Raw genomic sequence first — 25733 nt, 5'->3', positions numbered from 1 at the left:
ACGAGGCTAGCCTGCCTCTACTCTTCTTTTTCTATTATTATACCCTTTTAAGTTGTAATGTCAATCGTTACCACTTTTCAACCAGGCATCTAACTCTCTATCGTAGCCCTCTTTCTGGGCCAATTCTCTCAGAAATTCCTGATGATGAGTATGATGGATCCCATTGACCAGACTTTCATAATAAACCTCAAAATAGGGAAGTTTCAGATCTTTAGCCAGTTGCAACTCAGCTACCACATCGTAGTCTACCCGTCGGAAGTCCATATCTACCAAGCCCTTATCATCAAATTCTAAAATCATATACTGGGCCCGCAAGTCCTTCCGTAACTGGGCATCTAGAAAGAAAGGCTGCCCAATCGAACCCGGATTAACAATCAATTGCCCACCAGTCCCGTAACGAAGCAACTGCTGGTGAATATGACCATAAACAGCAATATCACAAGGCGGGTTGGTCACCAAGCGGTCAAAATCCTCTTGCGCCCCAGTATGAATCAACTCTCTCCCCCAGTTCTTATCAGGAAGATGGTGGCTAATTCCCACCGTCAAATCCCCAAACTGACGATGAAGCTGGAGAGGTTGATTGTGGAGCAGTTCAATTTCTTCTAGGGAAATTTCCTCTAAAACATACTGACACTGGCGCAAGAGATAGCGTTGACTGGGACGAGTACTATCCAATTCCTTGCGGACACCATGCCAAAGACTGTCTTCCCAGTTTCCCAAAACTCTAGCCGTAATCGGTAGTTGAGCCAACAAGTCCAAAATCCTTCTACGGCCTGTCCCTGGCATAAGAATATCTCCCAAAAGCCAGTATTCATCCACTCCTAGCTGCCGAGCATCTGCCAAAACAGCCTCCAGGGCGGTGGTATTTCCATGAATATCTGAAAGAAGAGCTATTTTCGTCATATCCATCTCCTCGTTTTTTCTCTTGCAATAAGTATAACATAAAAAGTTACAGCTAGAGAAATCTAGCTTTTTTTGATATACTAGATAAAGATATTAGACAAGAGGAAACGAATGACCCCGAATAAAGAAGACTATCTAAAGTGTATTTATGAAATTGGCATAGACCTGCATAAAATTACCAATAAGGAAATTGCTGCCCGCATGCAAGTCTCTCCCCCTGCCGTAACTGAAATGATTAAACGGATGAAAAGTGAAAATCTCATCCTCAAGGACAAGGAATGTGGCTATCTACTGACTGATCTCGGACTCAAACTGGTCTCTGAGCTCTATCGTAAGCATCGCTTGATTGAAGTTTTTCTAGTTCATCATTTAGACTATACAAGTGACCAGATTCACGAGGAAGCTGAGGTCTTGGAACATACTGTCTCTGACCTGTTCGTGGAAAGACTGGATAAATTGCTAGGTTCCCCTAAAACCTGCCCCCACGGAGGTACTATTCCTGCCAAGGGAGAACTCTTAGTTGAAATCAATAACCTCCCACTAGCTGATATCAAGGAAGCTGGCGCCTACCGCCTGACTCGGGTGCATGATAGTTTTGACATTCTCAATTATTTGGATAAGCACTCACTTCACATCGGTGACCATATCCAAGTCCAGCAGTTTGATGGCTTCAGCAATACCTTCACTATCCTTAGTAAAGACGAGGACTTACAAGTAAGTATGGACATTGCCAAACAACTCTATGTCGAAAAAATCGACTAATTTCTCAAGTACCCCAACCACCCCTGAAAATTTTATTTTCAGGGTTTTATTTCTATCATTTGATTTTACTTTAATTTAATTGTATAATATTTGTTAAAAAAGAAAGATATCTTAATATATGAAAAAATCACTAAAAATTTTTGCGACATCCAAATGGTTTGACCTCTTCGGGGTTGCTTTGGTCGTTGGGATTGCGATTGCATCTGGTTACCTCAACTCACGCCTCGATAAATTTGTAGACTGGGGACCATGGACAGCTCTTGTTCCATTTGGATTGATTTCCGTAACCAATGTTGGGATTTCCATGTTGTCCACTCGTTTCACGGGAAAATTAAGCAAATGGGGAAATTACTTTGGTATTGTTAATACCATTTTGTCCGGTGCTATTGATTATATCCTTGGAAATAAGGCGGCCATCATTACCTATCCCGTCACCTTCCTCATTTATACCTTTGCTATTAAGAAATGGGAAGCTTCGCAAGAAGGAAGACCCAACCAAATGAGCCAAAAACAGCTAAAATTGGCGGCCATTATCATCTCCATCATCGCCTTCCTCTTTGCCTTTGTGACCAACTATATCGGATATGGGGGCAAGATGAATCTCCTTGCCTACGTGACAACTATTGCCTTTGCACTGTCCCTCATTGCCAATGCTTTGAATGCATTGAAACTAACAACTCAGTGGGGCTTTTGGTTGATTTACAATTTCGTTCAGCTGACAAAAGCTGGTATTCAAGGAAATTTTGCCAATATCGGAAAATACATCTTTTATATCCTCAATGCAATCGGAGCTTTATTTGTCTGGAATGATGAAGAGGTGGAACAATAAGAGGGAAATCAAATAAAGAAATCTAACAGAATCTCCTTACTAAAATTTTTTATCATTTTACTTGTAACTCCCATTCTTTTGGAGTAGAATGAAATTAGATAAAAGAGGGAGGTCTTGTCATGAAAAAACTCTTTAGAATCCATTTTGCAGCCATCGTAGTCAGCGATTTGCTACTGTTGGTAACTTTCAGACCCCGATACGAACTTTCTTTGGAGAGAGGCCTGATTTTTTGCTTCATTTTCATCCTTGCTCAAGGACTCCTGCTATTTCGCTTGGTCAATCGACTCAAAAAACATTTCTCTGAGATTTATCCTCAAATCAATAAAAAGATTCGCTTCTACTATTTAGGAGTTCTTTCCATTGATTTTCTATTTTTTGTCCTCTTAGCCTTCATTAGTTCTCAGCGTTTTTACTCTCTTATGCCAATCACCACTGCTTGTCATTCTACTTTATATTATATGACGGCTGACTATCTAAGAGAACACTATCCAGACTTTTACGACAAACACATCTCTTTATGGGAGTGTCTCTAAGGAAAAGGAGGGCTTAGCATGAAAAAAATCATCTCCATCAAAACCATTCAACTTCTTATCATCGATGGAATTATGCTGGCATTTTTGACATTTAAAGAGAGGCTCACTTGGGATTGGATTTTGATTTATAGCGGTTGGCTCATTTTCTTTCATCCTGTGCTATTGACCTATCTTTCTAACCAACTTTGTGACCACTTTAGTCACCTCTATTCCCAGATTAGACCAAGATTCTGGCGTTTTACCTTACAAATCCTCCTATGGGATAGCCTGATCATTCTCTCCTTGCTGTTTTTAAGTGATGTCCCACTTTTCCTTCAGGGAACTCTCCTTATCATAGGTCATCTCATCTCTTCCTATCGCATAAGCCAAAGCCTGAAAAGAGATTTCCCCAAGGCCTATCAAGAACCGATGTCTTTTTGGAGTATTTTATGATAGGATAAGAAAGACCAAGCCGACTGGGCTTGGTCTTTCTTATCTATTTTTAGTATCAAGGATAATGGTAACTGGTCCGTCATTGACCAGCTCAACCTGCATATCCGCTCCAAAGATACCTGTCTGAACGGGTACTTCTTGCGCTAATTTTTGATTGAATGCATCATAGAAGTCTGATGCCATATCAGGCTTGGCTGCACCTGTAAAGGCTGGACGATTGCCTTTCTTAGTATCCGCAAAGAGGGTAAACTGAGAAATAGAGAGGATTTCTCCTTCAATATCTTTGACAGACAGGTTCATCTTGCCTTCTGCATCTGAAAAAATCCGCATGTTGGCAAGCTTTCTCACAGCATAGTCCAAATCTTCCTCTTGGTCCTCTGGTCCAACACCAACCAGCAATAGGAGCCCCTGATTGATTTTTCCCTGAACCTGACCTTCGATACTCACTTGGGCTTTTTTAACCCGTTGGATAATGATTTTCATAATAGCCTTTCTAGTAAGAGCTAGGACAATTAGCCATTGGTCCGTTTAACAGAGTAAACTTCTGGCACACTCTTAATCTTGTCCACAACCGTAGTCAGCGTCGAGAGGTTAGCAATGCCAAAGGATACATGAATATTAGCAAATTTCATATCCTTGGTTGGTTGAGCGTTGACCGTTGAAATATTCTTGGTTGTGTTTGAAAGAACTTGCAGTACATCGTTCAACAGTCCTGTACGGTTGAGGCCGTAGATATCGATATGAGCCATATACTCCTTATTTGAGCTAGAGTACTGGTCTTCCCATTCCACATCAAGGAGACGTTGCTCGTAGTTTTCTTGGGCACGCAGGTTCATACAGTCCACACGGTGAATAGCCACACCACGCCCCTTGGTGATATAGCCAACAATATCGTCACCAGGAACAGGATTACAACACTTGGCAATCCGCACTAGGAGACCTGAGGCACCTTCAATGACCACTCCACCCTCATGCTTAACCTTGAGGGTTTCTTTGTTCTCAACCTTAACCTCGCCACCCTTGACAAGTTCTTCTGCCTCAGCCTTGGCCTTGGCACGTTCTTCTTCACGACGTTCCTTTTCAGTCAGACGGTTAAAGACAGTAATCGCACCGATTTCTCCAAAACCAATAGCCGCAAAGAGGGATTCTTCTGTCTTGTAGCTAGTCTTTTGCAGAACTTGATCCATGTGACGCTTGTCCATGAATTTATTGGCCACATAGCCATTTTCTTGGAACTGAGCCATCAACATTTCACGACCCTTGTTGACAGACAATTCCTTATCTTGGTTTTTAAAGAACTGGCGAATCTTGTTACGGGCCTTGCTGGTCTTAACCATATTGAGCCAGTCTCGGCTCGGCCCAAATGAGTTCGGATTGGTGACAATTTCGACCTGATCCCCTGTCTTGAGCTTGGTTGTCAGTGGAACCATACGGCCATTGACCTTGGCACCAGTTGCTTTTTCCCCGACTTTTGTATGGATTTCGTAGGCAAAGTCAATCGGTCCTGAATCTTTGGGAAGAGAACGGACAGCACCATCTGGAGTAAAGACGTAAATCTCCTCAGCCAGATAGTTTTCCTTAACTGAATCGACAAATTCCTTGGCATCATCAGCCTGGTCTTGGAGTTCCATCATCTCCTTGATCCAGTTCATCCCAATAGCTGATTCCTTGCTGTTAACCTGCCCCTTGATGCCCTTCTTATAAGCCCAGTGAGCTGCAACCCCGTACTCAGCCACCTCGTGCATTTCCTTGGTCCGAATCTGGAATTCAATCGGCCCTTTTGGCCCATAGACAGTCGTATGGATAGACTGATAACCATTAGCCTTGCGGTTAGCGATATAGTCTTTGAAACGACCTGGCATTGGTTTCCAAAGTTCATGCACATAACCAAGCATGGCATAGACATCACTTTGGGTATCTAAAATACAACGAATGGCAATCAGGTCATAGATTTCCTCAAACCGTTTTCTCTTATCCTGCATTTTGCGGAAAATCGAGTAAATATGCTTGGGACGACCGTAAATCTTCCCTTTCAAGTGACGATCCGTCGTATAGTCTTCTAGTTTCGTAACTACCTCATCCACCAAGGCTTCACGCTCTCTGCGTTTTTCCTTCATCATATGGGTAATCTTGTAAAACTCCGTTGGGTTGAGATAACGGAAAGATAGGTCTTCCAGTTCCCATTTGACGCTAGAAATCCCCAGACGGTGAGCAAGAGGTGCATAGATTTCCATAGTTTCTTTGGAAATGCGCTCCTGCTTGTCTTTTCGAAGGTGTTTAAGCGTCCGCATATTGTGCAAGCGGTCAGACAGTTTGACCAAGATAACACGGATGTCCTCAGACATGGCCATGAGCATCTTGCGATGATTTTCTGCCAACTGCTCTTCGTGAGACTTGTATTTAACTTTACCAAGCTTGGTAACCCCATCTACGATTACCCGCACATCAGGACCAAACTCCCTTTCCAAATCGTCCAAGGTCGCTTCTGTATCTTCTACCACATCATGCAAGAAACCACAAGCTACTGTTACAGCATCCAACTTGAGCTTAGCTAAAATACCTGCCACTTGGATGGGGTGAATGATATAAGGCTCACCTGATTTGCGATATTGACCACTATGGCATTCAACGGCGTAAACCAAGGCCTTATGGACAAAAGCCACATCTTCTTCCGATAAATATTTCTGTGTTAAAGCGACAACTTCTTCGCCTGTTAAATTCACTTCTTTTGGCATCTCTACTCTCCAATTCTTCCTACCATTTTATCACTTTTTTAAGAATATGAAAACTAGAAAAAGAGGATTCTAAAGCTTATTCAAGTTGTTGGGAAGGAGGATAAAAAAAGATTTACACTAAAACAATAAAATTATCTGATTTTCATCTATCTTTTTGGATATAGGCCACACTAAAAGTCAGTGAAATGAAAATACATTCTTCTTTTTTCAATAAATAAGGTTTGATATTTTGGTAATTTTCTAATTTTTTTAGTGTATAATGGTAATATAAACAGTTTTTTTACGATAATTACTGAATTTTCATCTCTCTAGAAAGGCAAACAACATGAAATCACACAAAAGACTGACACTTTTAGCCTTGGCTGTTCTTGGCTTATCGAGCCAAGTCGTTTTAGCTGACGATACGAGTCATTCCACTACTGCCCCTATGACTAGTTCAACTAGTAGCTCAATAAACACTTCCACTAGTCATTCTACTAATAGTTCTACAAATACTTCTGCTAGTAGTTCTCAAACTAGTAGAGAAACTTCGTCAAGTAAAGCTAGTTCGAGTGAGCAAGAAAGCAAACCTTCTCTTTCCACAGAAACCAAACCCAATCAACCTATACAAACTGGCTGGGTAAAAGAGGGGAACAAGTGGACTTTTTATAGTCAAACTGGGGTCAAATTTACAGATACCCTCTATGATGGTTATTTCTTTGATAGTCATGGCTACTTGCTTGAAAACAGCTGGTACCAAATGGGAAATAATTGGTACTATATCAATGGTTCAGGTAAATATTTATCCAACCAATGGAGCCAAATCAATGGCAAGTGGTATGCTTTTGATGGCTACGGTAGAATGTTGGCCAATGTCTGGAAAGGCGATTACTACCTCAAATCCAGTGGTGCTATGGCAGATAAGGAATGGGTCTACGACCAAAGCTACTCTAGTTGGTTTTACCTCAAATCTGGCGGACGTTATGCCCAAAAACAATGGATTGGTTCCTACTACCTCAAATCTGGTGGCTACATGGCCCACAAGGAATGGATTTATGACCCAGACTATCAAGCTTGGTACTATCTTAAGGACGATGGTGTGTATGTTACAGGAACCTATGCTGTGGATGGTAAAAATCAGCTCTTCCAAGGGAATGGAAAATGGGTTCGTGAATTAGCACAAGGTTTTCAAAAAGGACATTACTCTAAAACTATCTTTCTCGATCCAGGACACGGTGGTAAGGATCGCGGGGCTTATTACTATGGCATAGCTGAAAAAGAATTGAACCTACAAGTTTATCGTAAGCTACGTAAACGACTAGAAGGACTCGGCTATACCGTTCTCACCTCTCGAGATAGTGATATAGACGTTGATTTTATTATCGAGCGTTCTCGTATGGTCAACAAGACCAATGCTGACTTTTTCATCAGCCTTCATTTCAATGCAAAAGGGAATGATACAACCGTTAATCTGGGTATCCAGACCTATTCTTACAAGGATGAACCTGGTTTCCCCAGCAAGATTAACAAGGATTGGCACAACAATCCTGAACGAATGAGTGAAAGTAATCGTCTCGCAGCCGATATCCATTCTTCACTGCTAGCTGAAACTGGAGCTAGGGATGCTGGGCTCTTGCAAGCAACCTTTGCTGTCCTACGTGAAACAGCTAAACCAGCTGTTTTGCTAGAGATGGGATATATGGATAATCCAGAAGAAAACCAAAAAATCCGCAGCAGTGACTACCAAGATAAACTAGTTGAAGGGATTGTCAAGGGAATCCAAAAATATTATGCTGGTAATTAAAACAGTTTAAGCCTCGAACTAACTCGAGGCTTATTTTTTATCCAAACCATCTTCTTCTTTCTAGACCTATTTCCTTTTCCAGCTTATTCTCCCCAACTGTGCTATACTTAATTTATACTCAATGAAAATCAAAGAGCAAACTAGGAAACTAGCCGCAGGTTGCTCAAAGCACCGCTTTGAGGTTGTAGATAAAGTTGACGCGGTTTGAAGAGATTTTCGAAGAGTATTAGTATATTCTTTGAGATTGGAGCTAGTATGAAAATCCATAAAACCGTGAATCCTGTTGCCTATGAAAATACCTATTACTTGGAAGGTGAAAAACACCTCATCGTCGTCGATCCTGGTAGTCATTGGGAAGCCATTCGTCAGACAATAGAGAACATCAACAAACCGATCTGCGCTATTCTCCTTACCCACGCCCATTATGACCATATCATGAGTCTGGACTTGGTTCGCGAAACTTTTGGCAATCCTCCGGTCTATATTGCAGAGAGTGAAGCCAGCTGGCTCTATACTCCCGTCGATAATCTCTCTGGGCTTCCTCGTCACGATGATATGGAAGATGTAGTCGCAAAACCGGCTGAGCACACTTTTATCTTTCACGAAGAATACCAGCTAGAGGAATTTCGTTTCACTGTCTTGCCAACACCAGGACATTCTATCGGTGGTGTTTCCCTAGTATTTCCTGATGCTCACCTAGTCTTGACAGGTGATGCCCTGTTCCGTGAAACTATCGGACGAACGGACCTTCCGACTGGTAGCATGGAACAACTCCTCCATAGTATCCAGACTCAACTCTTCACCCTACCAAACTACGATGTCTATCCAGGACATGGTCCAGCTACTACTATTGCTCATGAAAAAACTTTCAATCCTTTTTTCTAACAAGATGGTGACAATGACTATCGCATTTTAAGTACATTATCCAACAGTCTTTCCACTATAAAAGGCATCCAGTCAAGGTTTTCACACCTGATTGAATGCCTTTTTCTGATGACTAGATTTTTTGCCTTACCAAATAATCACGCGCTCCTCTGGCGAACGCCACATACCGTCTCCTTCTTTGACATCATAGGTTGTAAAGAAATCATCGAAGTTTGGTACTTGTACATTGACACGGAGTTTGGCTGGCGCGTGCACATCAACGCTAGCCAAGAGTTTCATAAATTCTGGACGACCTTTCATGCGCCAGATGCGACCGAAGTTATGGAAGAACTCTTCTGCTGAGAAGTCTGGTTCTCGCTTGGCTGCTTCAAGCGCTGCAGCGATTCCTCCCAAGTCAGCCACGTTTTCTGATACCGTCAATTTACCGTTGATGGTTGCACCATAAGAATCCTGTCCATCAAACTGGTCGATAACTTTTTGTGTTTTCTCCTTGAAGGCAGCATAGTCGCTCTCTGTCCACCAATCCTTGAGGCTACCATTTTCATCAAAGGAAGCTCCGTTGGTATCAAAAGCGTGGGAAATTTCATGGGCAATAACCGCACCAATACCACCGTAGTTAGCAGAAGATGACTGATGCAAGTCATAGAAAGGTGCCTGTAAGATAGCTGCTGGGAAGACAATCAGGTTCTTCTGTGGATTGTAGTAGGCATTGACCATATGAGCAGGCATACCCCATTCCTTGTAGTCGACAGGCTGATTCCACTTGCTCCAACTGTGCTTGATTTCCACACGCGCAAAGGCTAAAGCATTGTCAAAAAGACTAGCATTTTCATCGACCACCTTGTCCTTGTAGCGTTCTGGCAATTCTTCTGGGTAACCAATATAAGGCTTGATGACATTGAGTTTGACAATGGCCTTGTCACGAGTTTCAGGAGTTAGCCAGTCATTCTTAGCCAAGCGTTCCTTATAGACATCAATCATGGTTGCCACTTTTTTCTCCACATCTGCCTTGGCTTCTGGAGAAAATTTTTCATGGGCATACCAGAGACCCAAGGCTTGTTTGAATGGACCTTGTGCTAACTGGTAGGCTGCCTTAATCTTGTCTTTGGCTTCTGGAACTCCTGAAAGCGCACGGCTATAGGCACCTGACAAGACACGGATTTCTTCTGTTAAATAGCTGGTTGAAAGATTGACAACACTCAAAATCAAGGTTGCCTTGAGAAGAGGCCAAGCTTCTTCACTATAGAATTGCTCTGCTGCTTGCCAGAAACGTTCCTCGTCTACGATAACCTTGTCTGGCACTTGTCCAAGAACTGCTTGGAAGAAGTCATCCAAAGGTAGGGCAGGCGCGAATTTTTTGAAATCTTCATAAGAATATGGATGGTAGAGTTTAGCATACTCTGAACTTTCTTCATTAGAGAGCACTACTGCCGCCACGCGACGGTCCAATTCTAGTCTTTTCTCCAGCAAGTCTTCAATTTCTTCATCAGAGAAATCATAAGCCTTGAGAAGATTTGCGCTAGTTTCTTTCCAAAGAGTCAAGAGCTCTTCGCGTTGAGGATGGTCTTCAGCATAGTAAGTCGTATCTGGCAGAATCGTGCTTGGAGCGCTAGCCCATAAAACGTTGATTCTGGCATCCATAAAGTCTGGCGATACACCAAAAGGAAGGAAGTTTGGTTTTCCAGCAAGTTCAAACTCTGCTAGTCTAGCTGTAAAATCTGCAAAAGTCTCCAATTCTTGGAATTCTTTAAGAAGTGGTAAGACAGGTTTGATACCGTCAGCTTCTCTCTTGTCAAAATCACGAACTAGGTGGTGGTATTTGACAAAGTTTGCCAAGATAGCATCCTCAGGCACCTCTTCACCTGCCAACCACTTGTCTGTTGTCGCCAGCATCAGGTCTTCAATTTCCTGGTCTAAATCAACAAAACCTCCAGTTTGAGACTTATCTGCTGGGATTTCTGCTGTTTTCTGCCATTCTCCATTGATTGCATCATAAAAATCATCTTGATAACGTGTCATCTTGTTCTCGCTTTCATTTTTTTAAGTTATTGCTAGCTTAACAAAAATTGCTTGGGAATGCAATTAAAAATGAACTTTCTTTTTCCATCATTTTTCAGTTATTATTTTAATTTTTTCAAAAATTAACTTGACTTAATTTTTTTTTTAATGTATATTAAGAGACAGGAGGAATATAAGTTTATGATACGTATCGAAAACCTCAGTGTCTCCTACAAAGAAACGTTGGCACTTAAGGATATTTCACTAGTGCTCCATGGGCCAACAATTACAGGTATCATTGGCCCAAACGGTGCTGGAAAATCAACATTATTAAAAGGGATGCTGGGAATTATCCCACATCAAGGTCAGGCATTTCTCGATGACAAGGAAGTTAAAAAATCCTTACATCGAATCGCCTATGTCGAACAAAAAATCAATATCGACTACAACTTTCCCATCAAGGTCAAGGAATGTGTCTCGTTAGGACTCTTTCCCTCTATCCCTCTCTTTCGAAGTTTAAAGGCTAAACATTGGAAGAAAGTGCAAGAAGCCCTTGAAATCGTCGGTCTAGCTGACTATGCTGAACGGCAAATCAGTCAACTGTCTGGAGGTCAATTCCAGCGGGTCTTGATTGCCAGATGTTTGGTACAGGAAACCGACTATATCCTCTTGGATGAACCCTTTGTTGGGATTGACTCTGTCAGTGAGGAAATCATCATGAATACGCTGAGAGATCTGAAAAAAGCTGGGAAGACGGTTCTCATCGTCCACCACGACCTCAGCAAGGTTCCCCACTACTTCGATCAAGTCTTGCTTGTCAATCGAGAAGTGATTGCCTTTGGTCCAACCAAAGAAACCTTTACCGAAGCCAATCTCAAAGAAGCTTACGGTAATCGACTCTTTTTCAATGGAGGTGACCTATGATTGCAGAATTTATCGATGGATTGCAAAAATTCCATTTCTTACAAAATGCCTTGATAACAGCCATTGTCGTCGGGGTCGTAGCTGGAGCTGTAGGATGTTTCATCATCCTACGCGGGATGTCACTCATGGGAGATGCCATTTCACATGCTGTCTTGCCAGGTGTAGCCCTCTCCTTCATCTTGGGCCTTGACTTCTTTATCGGAGCCATTGTCTTTGGATTGCTAGCTGCCATCATCATTACCTACATCAAGGGAAACTCGATTATCAAAAGCGATACCGCCATCGGCATTACCTTTTCTTCTTTCTTAGCCCTCGGTATCATCTTGATTAGTGTCGCTAAAAGTTCAACTGACCTTTTCCATATCCTTTTTGGTAATATCCTAGCCGTCCAAGATACGGATATGTTTATTACTATGGGTGTTGGGGCAGTCATTCTCTTGTTAATCTGGATTTTCTTCAAGCAACTCTTGATAACTTCCTTTGATGAACTATTGGCTAAAGCCATGGGAATGCCTGTCAATTTCTATCACTACCTTCTCATGGTACTCTTGACTCTCGTGTCTGTGACAGCCATGCAAAGTGTCGGAACTATCCTGATTGTAGCCATGCTGATTACCCCAGCTGCAACTGCTTATCTTTATGCTAATAGCCTGAAAAGCATGATTTTCCTTTCCTCAACCTTTGGAGCTACAGCTTCAGTTTTGGGACTCTTTATCGGCTATAGCTTTAACGTTGCGGCAGGTTCTAGTATCGTGCTTACAGCTGCTAGTTTCTTTCTCATTAGCTTCTTTATCGCTCCAAAACAACGATATTTGAAACTGAAAAATAAACATTTGTTAAAATAAGGGGCAAAACCCCAATAAATTGGAGGATCTAATGAAAAAATTAGGTACATTACTCGTTCTCTTTCTTTCCGTCATTGCTCTTGTAGCATGTACTAGTGGAAAAAAAGATGCAGCTTCTGGTCAAAAACTAAAAGTTGTTGCTACAAACTCAATCATCGCTGATATTACTAAAAATATTGCTGGTGACAAGATTGATCTTCACAGTATCGTTCCTGTTGGTCAAGACCCACATGAATACGAACCACTCCCTGAAGACGTTAAGAAAACTTCTCAAGCTGATTTGATTTTCTATAACGGGATCAACCTTGAAACAGGTGGTAATGCTTGGTTTACAAAATTGGTAGAAAATGCCAAGAAAACTGAAAACAAAGACTACTTTGCAGTCAGCGAAGGCGTTGATGTTATCTACCTTGAAGGTCAAAATGAAAAAGGTAAAGAAGACCCACACGCTTGGCTTAACCTTGAAAACGGGATGATCTTTGCTAAAAATATCGCAAAACAATTGAGCGCTAAAGACCCTAGCAACAAGGAATTCTACGAAAAAAATCTTAAAGAATATACTGATAAGCTAGACAAACTTGACAAGGAAGCTAAAGAGAAATTTAACAACATCCCTGCTGAGAAGAAATTGATCGTAACCAGTGAAGGATGCTTCAAATACTTCTCTAAAGCCTACGGTGTCCCAAGTGCCTATATTTGGGAAATCAATACTGAAGAAGAAGGAACTCCTGACCAAATCAAGACCTTGGTTGAAAAACTTCGCCAAACAAAAACTCCTTCCCTCTTTGTAGAATCAAGTGTGGATGACCGTCCAATGAAGACTGTTTCACAAGACACAAACATCCCAATCTACGCACAAATCTTTACTGACTCTATCGCAGAACAAGGTAAAGAAGGCGACAGCTACTACAACATGATGAAATACAACCTTGATAAGATTGCTGAAGGATTGGCAAAATAATACTCTTCGAAAATCAAATTCAAACCACGTCAGCGTCGCCTTGCCGTACTCAAGTACAGCCTGTGGCTAGCTTCCTAGTTTGCTCTTTGATTTTCATTGAGTATAAGCCTCTGAAAAACGTCATTCTCACATGAGCTGGCGTTTTTTCTATGCACACATTTCCGGTCAAATCATTGGAAAATTCCGGCTGTTTCAGCTAAAATGGAAGAAAAAAGATTGGAGTATCCTATGGTAACTTTTCTCGGAAATCCTGTGAGCTTTACAGGTAAACAACTACAAGTCGGCGACAAGGCGCTTGATTTTTCTCTCACTACAACAGACCTTTCTAAAAAATCTCTGGCTGATTTTGATGGAAAGAAAAAAGTCTTGAGTGTCGTGCCTTCTATCGATACAGGCATCTGCTCAACTCAAACGCGTCGTTTTAATGAAGAACTGGCTGGACTGGATAATACGGTTGTCTTGACTGTTTCAATGGACCTCCCTTTTGCCCAAAAACGTTGGTGTGGTGCTGAAGGTATTGAAAATGCCATCATGCTCTCAGACTATTTCGACCATTCCTTTGGACGTGATTATGCTCTCTTAATCAATGAGTGGCACCTATTGGCACGCGCAGTCTTTGTCCTCGATACTGACAATACTATTCGCTACGTTGAATACGTGGACAATATCAACTCTGAACCAAACTTCGAAGCCGCAATTGCAGCTGCTAAAGCCCTATAGAAAAAATCCTCTGTCACAAAGAGTTCCCTACTCTTTGAAACGGAGGATTTCTCTTATTCATAATATTCATTATTTTGAAATGAATCCTTCAAAATCTTTTAGTTGAAAATTATATTTTTCAGTGAGTAACACATTATCCACTGCAACATCTTCTCCCAATGGGTAAATATTTCTTTTGAAACGGTTGTAGGAGGAAAATCTCTCCTACACTATTATTGATTCTGATAGAAAATTGCAAAATATCATCTACCAAACTTTCAATTATTAAGATTTTTTACAGTTTATCTGAATTAGAATCGCAAGGCTTCTCAATAATATAATTGTCGAATTTTTTCAATCTAACTTCCTCTCCACTATTTCTTCCTTTATCAAGAAAAAGTTACCTCAATATTAATAAAGTACAATTCTAAATTAACTCCAATTATTGATTCATGATAATATTTCAGTAACTCATCGTGCAATTAAAAACAAGGATTTTTATTTCAGATGATCCATCGTGAACACTTCATCAGCCATCTCCCAAATTGCCGGATTATGTGTTGCGATAATGATTAGCCTATTATCATCTCGAAGAGATAGCAAAATCTCCATAATCAACTGAGAGGTTGCTGGGTCTATTGAAGCTGTTGGCTCATCTGCCAGAATAAGGGGTGGATTCTTTAAGATAACTTTTGCCAAGGCAACCCGTTGCGATTCTCCGCCCGATAACTCAAAGATGCGCTTATCTAGGTCAAGATAAGCCAGGCCGACCTGTTCTAAAGCCTGCTTCTGCCTCAACCGCCGTTCCGCCCGACTCAACTTTTGACCAATGAGACCTAGCTTAAGGTTTTCTTCAATACTTTGGTTTTCAATTAAGCCAAAGTTCTGGAAGAGGTAGCCCAATTCGTGACGGAAAAAATCACTCGATTTATAATTGGCCAAGTCTTTACCTCGGTAAAAAATCGTCCCATCATAAGATTCTAATTTCCCAATCATGTTCATCAAGGTTGTTTTTCCGCTACCACTTGAACCAATTAATGCATAGACTTTTCCAGCCTCAAATGTCATTGAAAGATTCGAAAATAACTCTCGTTCTCCAAAAGATTTACTCACCTGTTTAAGTTCAATCATATTAACCTCCCTTCAAAACAAGCATGGACATCTTGTTTTCTTTCTGCATTTGGACATGTAACTGTAAAAGAGATAGACCAGTAAAGAGTAACGAGACTAAGAAAGCAACTACTATCTCTACCATAAGAAATACACTCGCAATAAATCCCAGTAAAAACACACCCAGTTGAGCAAAGAGATAAGTGCGATGGATTTCTAAGAACCTGAGACCTGCAATGCGTTTGATAAAAATGGCACGTCTAAATTCTTCAAAGTAGAGCCTATTCATAGTGTTAAACAACAAGATTGAAGTTGCAATCCCAAGCACAGCTCCTGCTAGCATTACCCAACGTTCCCTCTGGATATTATCCAATAATGTGATGTAGTTGTGGTAACCTGTTTGCATTTCTGAGACCCAATTTTCAATGCCTTGTCTCTGGATAAGCTCCTGGGCATCAGACAATTGATTAAAGAGAACGTAGTTCTGTACTGCGTCTACCCAAAACAAAACGGACTGTGGACCAGTTGATTGGGGTGTTATAACAATGATGATTGGATCTTTCAAAAACTGCTGATAAGAAATAGGGGTCGTATTATACACAAAACGATCCTGACCTGATTCCAAATAACCTACCGTAGCAGTCATTTGCTGTCGTTCATCTTGACTAGACATGCGACTGGTTAAGTCGTCTTCAAAAACAGATTTATAATGTTCTTCCTCTGAACGGAGGTGTTCAGGCAGCAATAAGACAAACTCCCCTACATCAAGGTGATTCATCTTTTGCTCAATAGTTGTATCTACAGGAATGTTTTGACGCTCCAAGTATTGCGGTGTGACGATAAGGACATTGCCATTCGGGTTGTAATCGTGCCATTCTGTAGAGGTTATAAAGTTTTTGGAGGAAGCCATGCCATTTTGCAAAGTACGGTCAATTAACTGGTGTCTAGATAAGAAAGCCTTTTGTTCTGAAACAGCCAGATCCATCAATTGATACCAAGTTCTGAGTTTCCTTTGAGCTTGTTCATCAAAACCAGGACTCGTTCCTTCACGGCTGATTGATAGGGTAATCAGTTGCCTTTCCTGGCTCCAAGCCTCTTGTCCAATCCGATGCTGTTGCCAGGCTTGGGAATACTTTAAGCTACTCCCTATTCCCAGCGTTACAATAATAATCGCTAATAGTTGACCGATTAAAATCAAACTAATGATTCCTCTGACAGGCACTTGCCCTTTTATAATCTGCATCAGGTGTATCTTTTTTATCCCAACTGCGAAGAGTTGAGCGAAAAACAGGGAGATCGACAACAAGATGAGATTATAACTGAGCAAGCCTTCTCCTATGGTCATTAGGGATTGCGTTGGAAGCGACAGAATTTTTTGCATAAGAATGGCGAGCACGCCAGCTAAACTGAAACCAACAGCTATCCCTTTCAAATCCTCACCAACTGGTCTAAGGAAAATGGACCACCGTTTCTCTCCTGAAATGAGGCGAATGCCCGACGACCGTAATTGTCTAATTTGACTAATTAAAGTCAGTGCTCCAAAGGTTAAGGTGAAAATCAATAAACTGATTAACTGAAATCCGTTACTAAAGATAGCCATTAACGTAGATAGTTTAGATGGAATTGTCAGGTGCATGTTAGTCAAGCCAAGTTGACTTAGCTCCTCTCTTAGCAAGTGAATATCTAGGTTTCCATCGAATACAAAATAGTTTGTTTCAACACTACTACTTTGAGCATCTTCTAGATTTTTTTCCTGTAGCCCATCAGGCAACTTTCCGTTCCCAAAGGTCGTATAAGAAAACACTGGAGTACCTTCTGAGTTAGGATCCTGGTGTTGAATCGCAATAAAGCTATCCGTTTCTTCTGCTAGTTTTTCCAAGCGTGTAGCAACATGCTGAAAAGTTGTTTCAGGGGAAGAATCACGTACAACAACGTTGGGGTAATAATAGGAGACATATGTATCAGTCCAAATGGTAAATACCCAAACAAAGAACAAACTAGCAAGCAGGTTGGATATGAGTATAAATAATTTTTTCATAGTGCATTCCTTATTCTAAAACAGCGGGCAGAAATACCCCTGCCCTCTATAAACTAACAAGCTTACTAAACTATTGATAAAAGAATCTTCTTCAATTATTCTTTACCATCCCGCATCAAATGTAACTAATTTTTTAATTCCACGTTTTTTTCTCATACAATGAAACCCCTTTCTGTTTCCTTGTTTTTATTCTAACATATATATTTTATTTGTTCAAATGTTTTTATTATGTTTTGAACTTTTTTTAAAAATTATTACCACAAAGATTTTTTTATTCCTTTAACTTGCTATTTTGAACTAAAAATTTTATAATGAAATTAAGTAAATAGGAAGGTTTATTATCTTTAATGAATACACTCGCAGAGAAATTCAGATTGAAAAGAAAAGAGTTGAGACTCTCCCAACAAACTCTTGCAGAAGGAATTTGTGAACAAAGCCAGATTAGTAAAATTGAGAGAGGGCATTTCATTCCCTCCGCAGACCTTTTGTTCAAACTCTCACAACGACTTGAAGTACCATTAGATTACTTTTTCAATGAACAAATTGAAATTAAATCTAACCTCTCTAATTTCAAGCAATTATCTACTCGCCTATTAGATGATAGAAATTATGACGATTTGGAATATATTTATAGAATAGAGATTGAACGAAGTACTTTTCTAACACTAGAAGACCGAACTTACCTTGAATGGATTAAAGCTATTATTGATTTCTATCGATATGACAGTAAGTGTGAGGCAATTTCTTCATTGGAAAATATATTATTAAAAGTCTCCTCAAATACTCTGATTTATTTAAAGGCATTGAATACTCTATCTAATTTCTATTCCTTAGTGGGTCGTGAACAAGAATATGAGGCAAACTACTCTCATTTAATGGAGTTATATCAGACAAAAAATTTTGAACATCAAGAGTTTTTATTTGGCTACATCAGAGTTCGTTACAACTACGCTCACTACCTAGTGTCAAAGGAAAAATATAACGAAGCCATCCAAGAAGCTCTTGAGACGATTGAACTTTGTAAACAAAGACAGACAAGCTACCAACTGGCTCCTCTACTTATTCTTGTAGGAAATGCTGGAGCCAAATTTCTAGACAAAGAACAAATCAAAAATTATTATATAGAAGCAAGAGAGTTATGTAAGATTTATAACAATCCTTTAATGTTGATGAAGATAGAAAATTATTTGAAAGAATTAGATACTGTTTAGTTAATCTTGACATCATAGTTTTTCTGAAACATTAAATAACCTGTAAGGCTGATAGTGAAATTAATACTATCAGCCTTATAATTATGTGACTATTAGTCCGTCTCGCTCCGCTAGGTGCGAGACAAAAAAACCACCCGCTATGCGGGTGGTCATGATTTACGAGTAAATTCAAGTTCGATCTGATAAAAACAACTAAATTACTCTACAGATTTCAAGGCTTCAAGCATATCAACCTTTCTCAGATGATGATTGACGAAGAAACCAAGCAAGGTCAAAATGATGCTTACTGCTGCCACTGGGATTACATAGACTTCCCAGCCTACCTGCGGATAAAAGAGAATAGTCGCAGGCGAAATCATTTGAATCAAAAATTGATGTAAATAGAAACCAGATACCAGACCAAGTACAATTCCCACAAGGGACAGCACAATCGTCTCACGATAAATGTAGAGGGTGACTTCATTATTGTGAAAACCGAGAACCTTGATAGTGGAGAGTTCACGGATTCTCTCAGCCACGTTGATATTAGTCAGATTGTAAAGGATAACGATAGCCAACAGAACCGATACGATGACCAAGATGGTCATGGTCTGATTGAGTGAGCTAGCGACGGAGTCAAAGAGTCGAATGGCTGAAGTATTTTGGACGACGCTGGACACCGCAGCTTGATTCATAAGCAAACCAGCCTGCCTTTCGATACTAGGCGCACTGGTATCCCTTAACGAGACCAAATAAGTGTTGGCTTGGGGTAGCTGGCCGTAAATTTGCACATAGCTAGCCTGACTCATATAAATAAAGTGACCAACGTAGTTCTCAGCAATAGCAGCGACCTTTAGCTTCTTACTTTCAATTTCTAGAGTCTGTCCAACCTTGACACCTGCCAGCTGGGCAAGTTTAGCTGTAATAACGACGCCATCTTTTAATGTCAGATCCTGCTGATGATGTTGAAGATGGATAAAAGGCGTCAAATCTTCCTTCTCTGTCATCATAAGGGTAATAGTCTGAAGACCAGCCTTGCCTTTAAAATCCTTGTCTAGCGTTTTAGAATAGATTTTCTGGTAGTCTTGGATTTCCTGCCCTTTCAACACTTCTTCCAACTCTGCCTTGTCTTGATTGGTCGCACTAGGATTTTCAGAGACAATCATTTGATACTGTTGGATTTGTTGAAACTGTCTAGACGGAACTCCTGCTACAGAGGATTGGATTCCTAAACCTGCAAAAAGCAGAGCAACTGAACCTGCCACACCAAAGATTGTCATCAACATCCGTTGCTTATAACGGAAGATATTGCGGGCTGTTACCTTATGGGTAAAACTGAGACGACGCCAGATAAAACCGATGCGCTCCAGTAAGATTTTAGCTCCTTTGACAGGTGGTTTAGGCAGTAAAAGCTGGGCTGCTTCATCGTGTAGTTCCCTACGAGCCACCAGGTAGGCCGGTAACACACTCGCCAACCAACTTAAACCAAGAGCTAATAAACTATAGCTCCAATAGAACTGAATCTGGGTTTCTCCCACTACCATACCTTTTGTAATGACACTTGAAATTACACTGGCTAGTAAATAATGGCCAAGTATACTACCTAGAGCTGTTCCGACAGTTCCAGCTACTAGACCGTAGAGGAGAAATTTGGCGATAATATCCTTACTGCGATAACCCAAGGCCTTAAAAATACCTGCATGTGTTCTCTCTTCATCCACAAAGCGAGTCATTGTTGTAAAGGTCACCATAGCTGCTACAGCATAAAGCACTACAGGAAAGATATTGCCCACTGCCCGAATACTGGCTGAAGCATTACTGTACATGAGGTAGCCTTGACCGCCAGGCATGGTCTGACGATTATAGACTTGATACTTGGGCTCAGCTAAATCATCCAAGACTTGCTGATGTTTTTCTAATTTTTCCTTTTCTTGGGCTAGATTTTGTTCAGCCTGCTTTAGTTTGTCCTCTTCCTTGCTCAATTCCTTCTTGGCTTGGGTAAGTTGAGAACTAGCCTGCTCTCTCTGATTTTGAGGAAGCAAGGCTAGTTGACTTTCCTGAGCCTGTAAACGAGCTTGAGCAGCTGCTAAACGACGCTTGCCTTCCTGCAGATTAGTCTCAGCCTTGTCAAGGGTTTCTTGGCCTTTGTCTAGAGACTCTTGTCCTTCTTTTCTCAAGAGTTGCAGACGTGCCTTGCCATTATCTGATAGAGCTTGTTCAAGGTCTTCCTGATGTTGCTTGGATTTTTCTTCATAAGCTTCTGAAAAAGCATTTAAACCTGCTAAATCTTGATATTTCAAACGAGCTATATTGTAGACTTTCTGATCAAACTGACTAGGTAAAATAACCCCATAGGCTGTCAGAGTCCCACTTCCACTTCCTGCGTAGCCCATATCTCGCTGGGAGAGGATTTCAGCTGAATCCACAAAACCAGTAATGGTATAAGTATGGTCTTTTAAAGAGGAATGACCCTCTTCTTTTTCTTTAAAACTAATCTCCTGTCCCACGCTGTATTGGCCTTGCAAATGAGTGGCCAAAGCGATTTCCTTGTCGGACTGAGGAAGTCGTCCCTCTCTTAGCTGAAAGGTTGAAATTCGCTCTGGTTTGGAGTACAGCCGAATGGCATCCTGCCCATTTTCCATAGTCACATCTGTCAAATATCCAAACTCAACCTCTGCGCCCTCTATCTGTTCTAGTTCTTCTTGATCTGCTTGATCCAAACCATAATTAGACATAACTGCCAAATCCAAGGTTTGAGCAGTTGTTAAATAAGCATTAGCTGTTGCCTCCATGTTGGGGCTAGTCACTTTGAGGCCTACAAGGGCTAGAGATCCCAACATCATCAAGGTCAAGATGGATAAGAAACGCCCCTTGGAGCCTGTGAAAGACTGAATTAAGTCCTTCCAATAGGTTTTTCGCTTGATCATGCTAGTACTCCAAACTGTCGATATCCTGAGGATGCTCGTTGATCACCACATCCTTGACACTGGCATCGTGCATATGAATCACGCGATCAGCAATGGGCGCCAAAGCTCCATTGTGAGTCACGATGATCACCGTCGCTCCCTTTTGACGAGACATATCTTGGAGAATTTTCAAAACCTGCTTACCCGTCTGATAATCCAAGGCGCCTGTCGGTTCATCACAAAGGAGAATTTTAGGATTTTTGGCTACCGCGCGTGCAATGGAGACTCGCTGTTGCTCCCCTCCAGAAAGCTGGGCTGGAAAGTTATTGAGACGATGAGCCAGACCTACATCTGTCAAGACCTGTTCAGGATTCAAGGCATCTGTCACGATTTCTGAAGCCAACTCCACATTTTCCTTAGCGGTTAGATTGGAAACTAGATTATAAAACTGAAAAACAAATCCTACATCATTGCGGCGGTAATTGGTACGCTGGTGGGAACTATAGTCTGCAATATTGGCACCATCAATCCAGATTTCCCCTTCATCATTAGTATCCATCCCCCCAAGAAGGTTAAGAACCGTTGACTTGCCTGCACCAGACGCACCTAGAATAATAACCAATTCACCCTTTTCAATCTCAAAATTCACATCGCGATTGGCCACAATCTCCGTGTCCCCAACCTGGTAACGCTTGTAACAGTGTTTCATCTCAATATAAGCCATAAGCCCCACCCTCTCTCAAACAAATTATACTACTCGAAAATCTCTTCAAACCACGTCAGCTTCCATCTGCAACCTCAAAACACTGTTTTGAGCAACCTGCGGCTAGCTTCCTAGTTTGCTCTTTGATTTTCATTGAGTATTACTTCCTATTACCATTATAACGCTTTTTCAACTAGTTGGAAACTGCTTACATTCTCAAATCCTTATTAAAAGGCAGTCTCAAACTACTGCCTTCTATCACCTTCTTAAAAATAAAATTGAACAAGATCACCTTCTGCTGTTGCCACCGAAATACAATCTTTCCCCATGCATTTCGCTTTTATTTTTTCTTTATCCAATTTAATCACACTCTTCTCAATACCTGGATAAGAGACTCGCAATTCTCCCCCACTTCTTGATAAAATGGTCAACTGTAAGAGTTTTTTATCCGCCCACCTCATGCTAACTTCAAAATGTCCACGTGCCATTAAGCCTGAAACGGAACCTGTTGACCATGCATCGGGTAGGGCGGCTAGAGGTACCAGATAAGCTGTATGAGACTGGAGCAACATTTCTGCCATGCCACTAGTAGCACCAAAATTACCATCTATTTGAAAAGGAGGATGGCTACACCAAAGATTTGGCAAAGTGGATGACTTTAACTGGTCTGCTAATAATTTATAGGCTCGATTGCCATCTCCTAGACGCGCCCAAAGATTGATCTTATTAGCCTTGGACCAGCCTGTGCCGCCATCTCCACGATTATTGAGGCTAGCACGCGCCGCTTCAAGATACTCTTGTCCCTTGTAGCTAAAGAGATTTCCAGGATAGAGTCCCACTAGATGGGAAGCGTGCCGATGCTGGGCCTCCACTTTTTCATTTTGAAAATATTGCTCTTCCTCCTCATACCACTCCCTGATTCGACCAGATTGAGTGATTTGAAGAGGATTAAGCAAATCAAACTTCTCCTTGACTTCCGTCAACAAGTCCTCATCCAGTTCCAATTTCTGAGCAGCCTGAATAAAATCATGAAATAACTGCCAAATCAGAGATTGGTCATAGGTATTGCCAATCGAAATCGGCCCATGTTCTGGCGAATAAGACGGAGAAGAGACCCAACGCTGCGCCTGCTGATCCTTATGTAAAAAGACATTCCAAAAACGAACCGTTTCCCTTAACATGGGATAAATTTTCTCCCTGAGATAGTCTTGGTCCCTATAAAATGAATAGGCTTCATAAACAGTTTGCATCATCCACGCATTGGCAGCTGGTGACCAACCCCAATAGTAATCCCAACCAGGTGCCGTCCAACCAAAGGGTGTCGCTTGAGTATGAACCAACCAACCGTTCTCCTCCCCTTCCTGAGAGACGATTGCTGCATACCTTGCAGCCGCTAGACGACCATAGACACGCAAATCATCTATATAGTTGATGACTGGGAAAGCCGTCTCTAGGAGATTGGTAACATAGGCTGGCCAATAATTCATCTGCAGGTTGATATTCAAGTGATAGTCCGAATTCCAAGGAGGATTATCGACTGCATTCCAGACCCCTTGTAGGTTAGCTGGTAGAGCATCTGGACAATCTCTGGAAGAACTAATCAGTAAATACCGTCCATACTGGAAGAACAACTCCTCCAAAGCCTGCCCCTCTTGTGGCTTATAATTTTTTAACAAATCATCTGTAGTGGATGCATCAATCTCAGCTCCCAAATCCAATTGAACACGCTGGAATAAGGCTTGGTAGTCCTCAATATGCCTTGATTTCAATTGGGCATAGCCCTTTTCTTTAGCTATCTCCACTAAGTCCTTTACCTGTTGCTCTAAATCTATTTTCTTGCGATAATTACTAGCAGGATTTTGGGCAAAATCAGTCTTAGCAGCCAAGAAAAGATTGGCATAACTGGCTCCTGATATCTGAACCTTATCTGACCAAACTCTAATATCCCCATCTGTTTCCCAAGCTAGACAACTAGCAAATTGGAGGGCATTGTCCTTGACCCGCCCCTTCAACAAGATATGAGAAGCAGAGATATCCAGCTGGCATTTCTTATAATCAGACTTCTCCTGCTCATACTTTCCATCAGAAGCCAAATCACGACTTAGCGACAGTTCTATAGTAAAATCTAGAGTTTCCGCCCCTTCCTTAGTAAAGCGCTGAACCAAGAGATCATCTGGAAAACTCGCAAAAGCTTCACGTTCAAATTTCGTTCCCTTATAGACATAAGAAGTCGTCGCAAGCGCCTTGCTGATATTAAGCTGTCTCTGGTAATCCGTCACCTGAGACAAAGTTGTACCTTGCTGGCTGAACTCAATGAAAATATCTCCAAAGGACAGATAGGTCCCATATTGACTCGTTTGGGGCCCAACTAGGTGCTGTTCAGCCAGTTCCTTAGCCCGATTGTAATCTCTCTTTTCCAAAGCCTGCCGAATCTCAGCTAAAAAACCATACTGGTCCTGAAGATTTCCACCCTGATAATCGGAACTATCAGGAAGTGGACCACCAGACCAGAGACTTTTTTCATTGAATTGAATCCGCTCAACCCCTATAAGGCCAAATACTTTTGCCCCTAAAGAACCATTGCCTATTGGTAAAGCCTCTTCTTCCCAACCCTTATATGTTGTTGACGCTGGTTGCTTGTAAGCCAATACATAATCTTGTTTTTTATTCCTTATCATACTTCCATACTAACATAAAAAGCCTAGAAATCAATTCTAGACTTACATTTTTTTATTTTCCAAGGTAGTATTCAGAAACTACGTTCAATTTTTCGTCAAATTCGAATACCAATGGTGGGAAGTTAGGGATTTCCACGTCCATGATTTCGTCATCTGACAAACCTTTGATGTGTTTTACAAGGGCACGGATTGAGTTACCGTGAGCTCCTACGAATACGTTTTTACCATCTTTAAGAGCTGGAGCGATTTTATCTTCCCAGAATGGAAGGGCACGTTCCAAAGTCACTTTCAAGTTTTCAGCATCTGGGATAACTGAGTCGTCAAGTGAAGCGTAACGACGGTCAGTGTGAGCTGAGTGCTCATCATCACGATCCATGTTTGGAGGCAATACATCGTATGAACGACGCCAGATGTGAACTTGCTCATCACCAAATTGTTCAGCAGCTTCAGCTTTGTTTTTACCAGTCAAACCACCGTAGTGACGTTCGTTCAAACGCCATGATTTTTCAACTGGAACCCACAATTGGTCAGAAGCTTCAAGAGCCAAGTTAGTTGTTTTGATCGCACGTTTCAATACTGAAGTATAAGCTTGGTCAAATTCGATACCAGCTTCTTTGATCAATTTACCAGCGTCAATCGCTTGTTGTGTACCTTTTTCAGACAAATCAACATCAGCCCAACCAGTGAAAAGGTTAGCTTTGTTCCATTCAGACTCACCGTGGCGAGCAAAAACCAATTTTACCATTAGATGGATTCTCCTTTAAATTTTCCGAGGTTTCCCCTCGTTTATCTATTCTATTTTACACAATTTTTCACAAA

At 41.2% G+C, this 25733-nt stretch carries 21 protein-coding genes and 1 pseudogene; 11 read left to right on the top strand and 11 right to left on the bottom strand.

Going from position 1 to position 25733, the window contains the following annotated elements; all coding sequences use genetic code 11:
• Window positions 1–60: 60 nt before the first annotated feature.
• A complete protein-coding gene (locus tag TZ90_RS02055) occupies window positions 61–903 on the bottom strand; it encodes a metallophosphoesterase family protein (protein ID WP_045611195.1) in 843 nt (280 codons plus the stop codon).
• Between the two features lie 111 nt (window positions 904–1014).
• On the opposite strand from TZ90_RS02055, the gene TZ90_RS02050 reads away from it, so the two are divergent.
• The 4 genes from TZ90_RS02050 to TZ90_RS09835 all read left to right on the top strand — a co-directional run bounded on the left by TZ90_RS02050 (window position 1015) and on the right by TZ90_RS09835 (window position 3459).
• Complete coding sequence (locus tag TZ90_RS02050; RefSeq protein WP_045611193.1) at window positions 1015–1665, top strand: metal-dependent transcriptional regulator; 651 nt, start codon at window positions 1015–1017, stop codon at window positions 1663–1665.
• Window positions 1666–1783: 118 nt separating this feature from the next.
• A complete protein-coding gene (locus TZ90_RS02040; RefSeq protein ID WP_000749111.1) occupies window positions 1784–2494 on the top strand; it encodes a nicotinamide mononucleotide transporter in 711 nt (236 codons plus the stop codon).
• Between the two features lie 119 nt (window positions 2495–2613).
• Entirely contained in the window at window positions 2614–3027 is a 414-nt protein-coding gene (locus TZ90_RS02035; RefSeq protein ID WP_045611191.1) for a hypothetical protein, read from the top strand.
• A gap of 18 nt (window positions 3028–3045) precedes the next feature.
• A complete protein-coding gene (locus TZ90_RS09835; RefSeq protein WP_080890710.1) occupies window positions 3046–3459 on the top strand; it encodes a hypothetical protein in 414 nt (137 codons plus the stop codon).
• Between the two features lie 39 nt (window positions 3460–3498).
• Here TZ90_RS09835 and dtd read toward each other — a convergent pair whose 3' ends face one another.
• Window positions 3499–3942, bottom strand: coding sequence for a D-aminoacyl-tRNA deacylase (gene dtd, locus TZ90_RS02020; RefSeq protein ID WP_045611190.1), 444 nt, complete (start codon window positions 3940–3942; stop codon window positions 3499–3501).
• A 29-nt stretch (window positions 3943–3971) separates the two neighbouring features.
• Entirely contained in the window at window positions 3972–6194 is a 2223-nt protein-coding gene (locus TZ90_RS02015) for a RelA/SpoT family protein (protein ID WP_045611188.1), read from the bottom strand.
• 325 nt (window positions 6195–6519) lie between these two features.
• Here TZ90_RS02015 and TZ90_RS02010 point away from each other — a divergent pair, with 325 nt between their 5' ends.
• Window positions 6520–7977 (top strand): N-acetylmuramoyl-L-alanine amidase, encoded by a 1458-nt coding sequence (locus tag TZ90_RS02010; protein WP_045611186.1) that lies wholly within the window; start codon window positions 6520–6522, stop codon window positions 7975–7977.
• 255 nt (window positions 7978–8232) lie between these two features.
• Window positions 8233–8862, top strand: coding sequence for an MBL fold metallo-hydrolase (locus TZ90_RS02000; RefSeq protein WP_045611185.1), 630 nt, complete (start codon window positions 8233–8235; stop codon window positions 8860–8862).
• Between the two features lie 126 nt (window positions 8863–8988).
• Here the strand turns inward: TZ90_RS02000 and pepO are convergent, their stop codons facing one another.
• Entirely contained in the window at window positions 8989–10881 is a 1893-nt protein-coding gene (gene pepO / locus TZ90_RS01995; RefSeq protein ID WP_045611183.1) for an endopeptidase PepO, read from the bottom strand.
• 180 nt (window positions 10882–11061) lie between these two features.
• Between pepO and TZ90_RS01990 the strand changes: the two genes are divergently transcribed.
• From TZ90_RS01990 to tpx, 4 genes are all read left to right on the top strand, one after another.
• A complete protein-coding gene (locus TZ90_RS01990) occupies window positions 11062–11784 on the top strand; it encodes a metal ABC transporter ATP-binding protein (RefSeq protein WP_045611181.1) in 723 nt (240 codons plus the stop codon).
• Window positions 11781–12629, top strand: coding sequence for a metal ABC transporter permease (locus TZ90_RS01985; RefSeq protein WP_000559787.1), 849 nt, complete (start codon window positions 11781–11783; stop codon window positions 12627–12629). Before TZ90_RS01990 ends, TZ90_RS01985 begins: the two co-directional genes overlap by 4 nt.
• Window positions 12630–12660: 31 nt before the next feature.
• Complete coding sequence (psaA, locus tag TZ90_RS01980; protein ID WP_045611179.1) at window positions 12661–13590, top strand: metal ABC transporter substrate-binding lipoprotein/adhesin PsaA; 930 nt, start codon at window positions 12661–12663, stop codon at window positions 13588–13590.
• A gap of 228 nt (window positions 13591–13818) precedes the next feature.
• Complete coding sequence (tpx, locus tag TZ90_RS01975) at window positions 13819–14310, top strand: thiol peroxidase (RefSeq protein WP_000256026.1); 492 nt, start codon at window positions 13819–13821, stop codon at window positions 14308–14310.
• Between the two features lie 178 nt (window positions 14311–14488).
• Here the strand turns inward: tpx and TZ90_RS01970 are convergent.
• From TZ90_RS01970 to TZ90_RS01960, 3 genes and pseudogenes are all read right to left on the bottom strand, one after another.
• Window positions 14489–14647 (bottom strand): annotated as a pseudogene (locus tag TZ90_RS01970) (competence protein ComA); the annotation flags it as partial.
• Window positions 14648–14787: 140 nt separating this feature from the next.
• The gene (locus TZ90_RS01965) at window positions 14788–15420 is read right to left on the bottom strand and encodes an ABC transporter ATP-binding protein (protein ID WP_045611177.1); all 633 of its coding nucleotides are present in this window, start codon (window positions 15418–15420) and stop codon (window positions 14788–14790) included.
• A gap of 1 nt (window position 15421) precedes the next feature.
• Window positions 15422–17437 (bottom strand): bacteriocin-associated integral membrane family protein, encoded by a 2016-nt coding sequence (locus tag TZ90_RS01960; RefSeq protein ID WP_045611175.1) that lies wholly within the window; start codon window positions 17435–17437, stop codon window positions 15422–15424.
• A gap of 347 nt (window positions 17438–17784) precedes the next feature.
• On the opposite strand from TZ90_RS01960, the gene TZ90_RS01955 reads away from it, so the two are divergent.
• Complete coding sequence (locus TZ90_RS01955) at window positions 17785–18648, top strand: helix-turn-helix domain-containing protein (protein ID WP_045611174.1); 864 nt, start codon at window positions 17785–17787, stop codon at window positions 18646–18648.
• 197 nt (window positions 18649–18845) lie between these two features.
• Here the strand turns inward: TZ90_RS01955 and TZ90_RS01950 are convergent, their stop codons facing one another.
• The 4 genes from TZ90_RS01950 to TZ90_RS01935 all read right to left on the bottom strand — a co-directional run bounded on the left by TZ90_RS01950 (window position 18846) and on the right by TZ90_RS01935 (window position 25659).
• Window positions 18846–21554, bottom strand: coding sequence for an ABC transporter permease (locus TZ90_RS01950; RefSeq protein ID WP_045611172.1), 2709 nt, complete (start codon window positions 21552–21554; stop codon window positions 18846–18848).
• A gap of 1 nt (window position 21555) precedes the next feature.
• The gene (locus TZ90_RS01945; protein WP_045611171.1) at window positions 21556–22257 is read right to left on the bottom strand and encodes an ABC transporter ATP-binding protein; all 702 of its coding nucleotides are present in this window, start codon (window positions 22255–22257) and stop codon (window positions 21556–21558) included.
• A gap of 245 nt (window positions 22258–22502) precedes the next feature.
• Window positions 22503–24914 (bottom strand): glycoside hydrolase family 95 protein, encoded by a 2412-nt coding sequence (locus TZ90_RS01940; protein ID WP_045611169.1) that lies wholly within the window; start codon window positions 24912–24914, stop codon window positions 22503–22505.
• A 52-nt stretch (window positions 24915–24966) separates the two neighbouring features.
• On the bottom strand, window positions 24967–25659 hold the full coding sequence (locus TZ90_RS01935; RefSeq protein WP_000240129.1) for a phosphoglycerate mutase: 693 nt from the start codon (window positions 25657–25659) through the stop codon (window positions 24967–24969).
• Window positions 25660–25733: the final 74 nt, after the last annotated feature.

Origin of the sequence: Streptococcus mitis (assembly GCF_000960005.1) — a bacterium.
In the GTDB taxonomy this organism is placed as follows: Bacteria; Bacillota; Bacilli; order Lactobacillales; family Streptococcaceae; genus Streptococcus; species Streptococcus mitis_CK.
Note: the sequence above shows the minus strand (reverse complement) of the source record. Positions and strands in the feature narration are given on the sequence as shown.

What these genes read in the sequence shown, in the direction of transcription:
- TZ90_RS02055 (WP_045611195.1), bottom strand. Translation starts at nt 903, where the DNA reads ATGACGAAAATAGCTCTTCTTTCAGATATTCATGGAAATACCACCGCC.
- TZ90_RS02050 (WP_045611193.1), top strand. Translation starts at nt 1,015, where the DNA reads ATGACCCCGAATAAAGAAGACTATCTAAAGTGTATTTATGAAATTGGC.
- TZ90_RS02040 (WP_000749111.1), top strand. Translation starts at nt 1,784, where the DNA reads ATGAAAAAATCACTAAAAATTTTTGCGACATCCAAATGGTTTGACCTC.
- TZ90_RS02035 (WP_045611191.1), top strand. Translation starts at nt 2,614, where the DNA reads ATGAAAAAACTCTTTAGAATCCATTTTGCAGCCATCGTAGTCAGCGAT.
- TZ90_RS09835 (WP_080890710.1), top strand. Translation starts at nt 3,046, where the DNA reads ATGAAAAAAATCATCTCCATCAAAACCATTCAACTTCTTATCATCGAT.
- dtd (WP_045611190.1), bottom strand. Translation starts at nt 3,942, where the DNA reads ATGAAAATCATTATCCAACGGGTTAAAAAAGCCCAAGTGAGTATCGAA.
- TZ90_RS02015 (WP_045611188.1), bottom strand. Translation starts at nt 6,194, where the DNA reads ATGCCAAAAGAAGTGAATTTAACAGGCGAAGAAGTTGTCGCTTTAACA.
- TZ90_RS02010 (WP_045611186.1), top strand. Translation starts at nt 6,520, where the DNA reads ATGAAATCACACAAAAGACTGACACTTTTAGCCTTGGCTGTTCTTGGC.
- TZ90_RS02000 (WP_045611185.1), top strand. Translation starts at nt 8,233, where the DNA reads ATGAAAATCCATAAAACCGTGAATCCTGTTGCCTATGAAAATACCTAT.
- pepO (WP_045611183.1), bottom strand. Translation starts at nt 10,881, where the DNA reads ATGACACGTTATCAAGATGATTTTTATGATGCAATCAATGGAGAATGG.
- TZ90_RS01990 (WP_045611181.1), top strand. Translation starts at nt 11,062, where the DNA reads ATGATACGTATCGAAAACCTCAGTGTCTCCTACAAAGAAACGTTGGCA.
- TZ90_RS01985 (WP_000559787.1), top strand. Translation starts at nt 11,781, where the DNA reads ATGATTGCAGAATTTATCGATGGATTGCAAAAATTCCATTTCTTACAA.
- psaA (WP_045611179.1), top strand. Translation starts at nt 12,661, where the DNA reads ATGAAAAAATTAGGTACATTACTCGTTCTCTTTCTTTCCGTCATTGCT.
- tpx (WP_000256026.1), top strand. Translation starts at nt 13,819, where the DNA reads ATGGTAACTTTTCTCGGAAATCCTGTGAGCTTTACAGGTAAACAACTA.
- TZ90_RS01965 (WP_045611177.1), bottom strand. Translation starts at nt 15,420, where the DNA reads ATGATTGAACTTAAACAGGTGAGTAAATCTTTTGGAGAACGAGAGTTA.
- TZ90_RS01960 (WP_045611175.1), bottom strand. Translation starts at nt 17,437, where the DNA reads ATGAAAAAATTATTTATACTCATATCCAACCTGCTTGCTAGTTTGTTC.
- TZ90_RS01955 (WP_045611174.1), top strand. Translation starts at nt 17,785, where the DNA reads ATGAATACACTCGCAGAGAAATTCAGATTGAAAAGAAAAGAGTTGAGA.
- TZ90_RS01950 (WP_045611172.1), bottom strand. Translation starts at nt 21,554, where the DNA reads ATGATCAAGCGAAAAACCTATTGGAAGGACTTAATTCAGTCTTTCACA.
- TZ90_RS01945 (WP_045611171.1), bottom strand. Translation starts at nt 22,257, where the DNA reads ATGGCTTATATTGAGATGAAACACTGTTACAAGCGTTACCAGGTTGGG.
- TZ90_RS01940 (WP_045611169.1), bottom strand. Translation starts at nt 24,914, where the DNA reads ATGATAAGGAATAAAAAACAAGATTATGTATTGGCTTACAAGCAACCA.
- TZ90_RS01935 (WP_000240129.1), bottom strand. Translation starts at nt 25,659, where the DNA reads ATGGTAAAATTGGTTTTTGCTCGCCACGGTGAGTCTGAATGGAACAAA.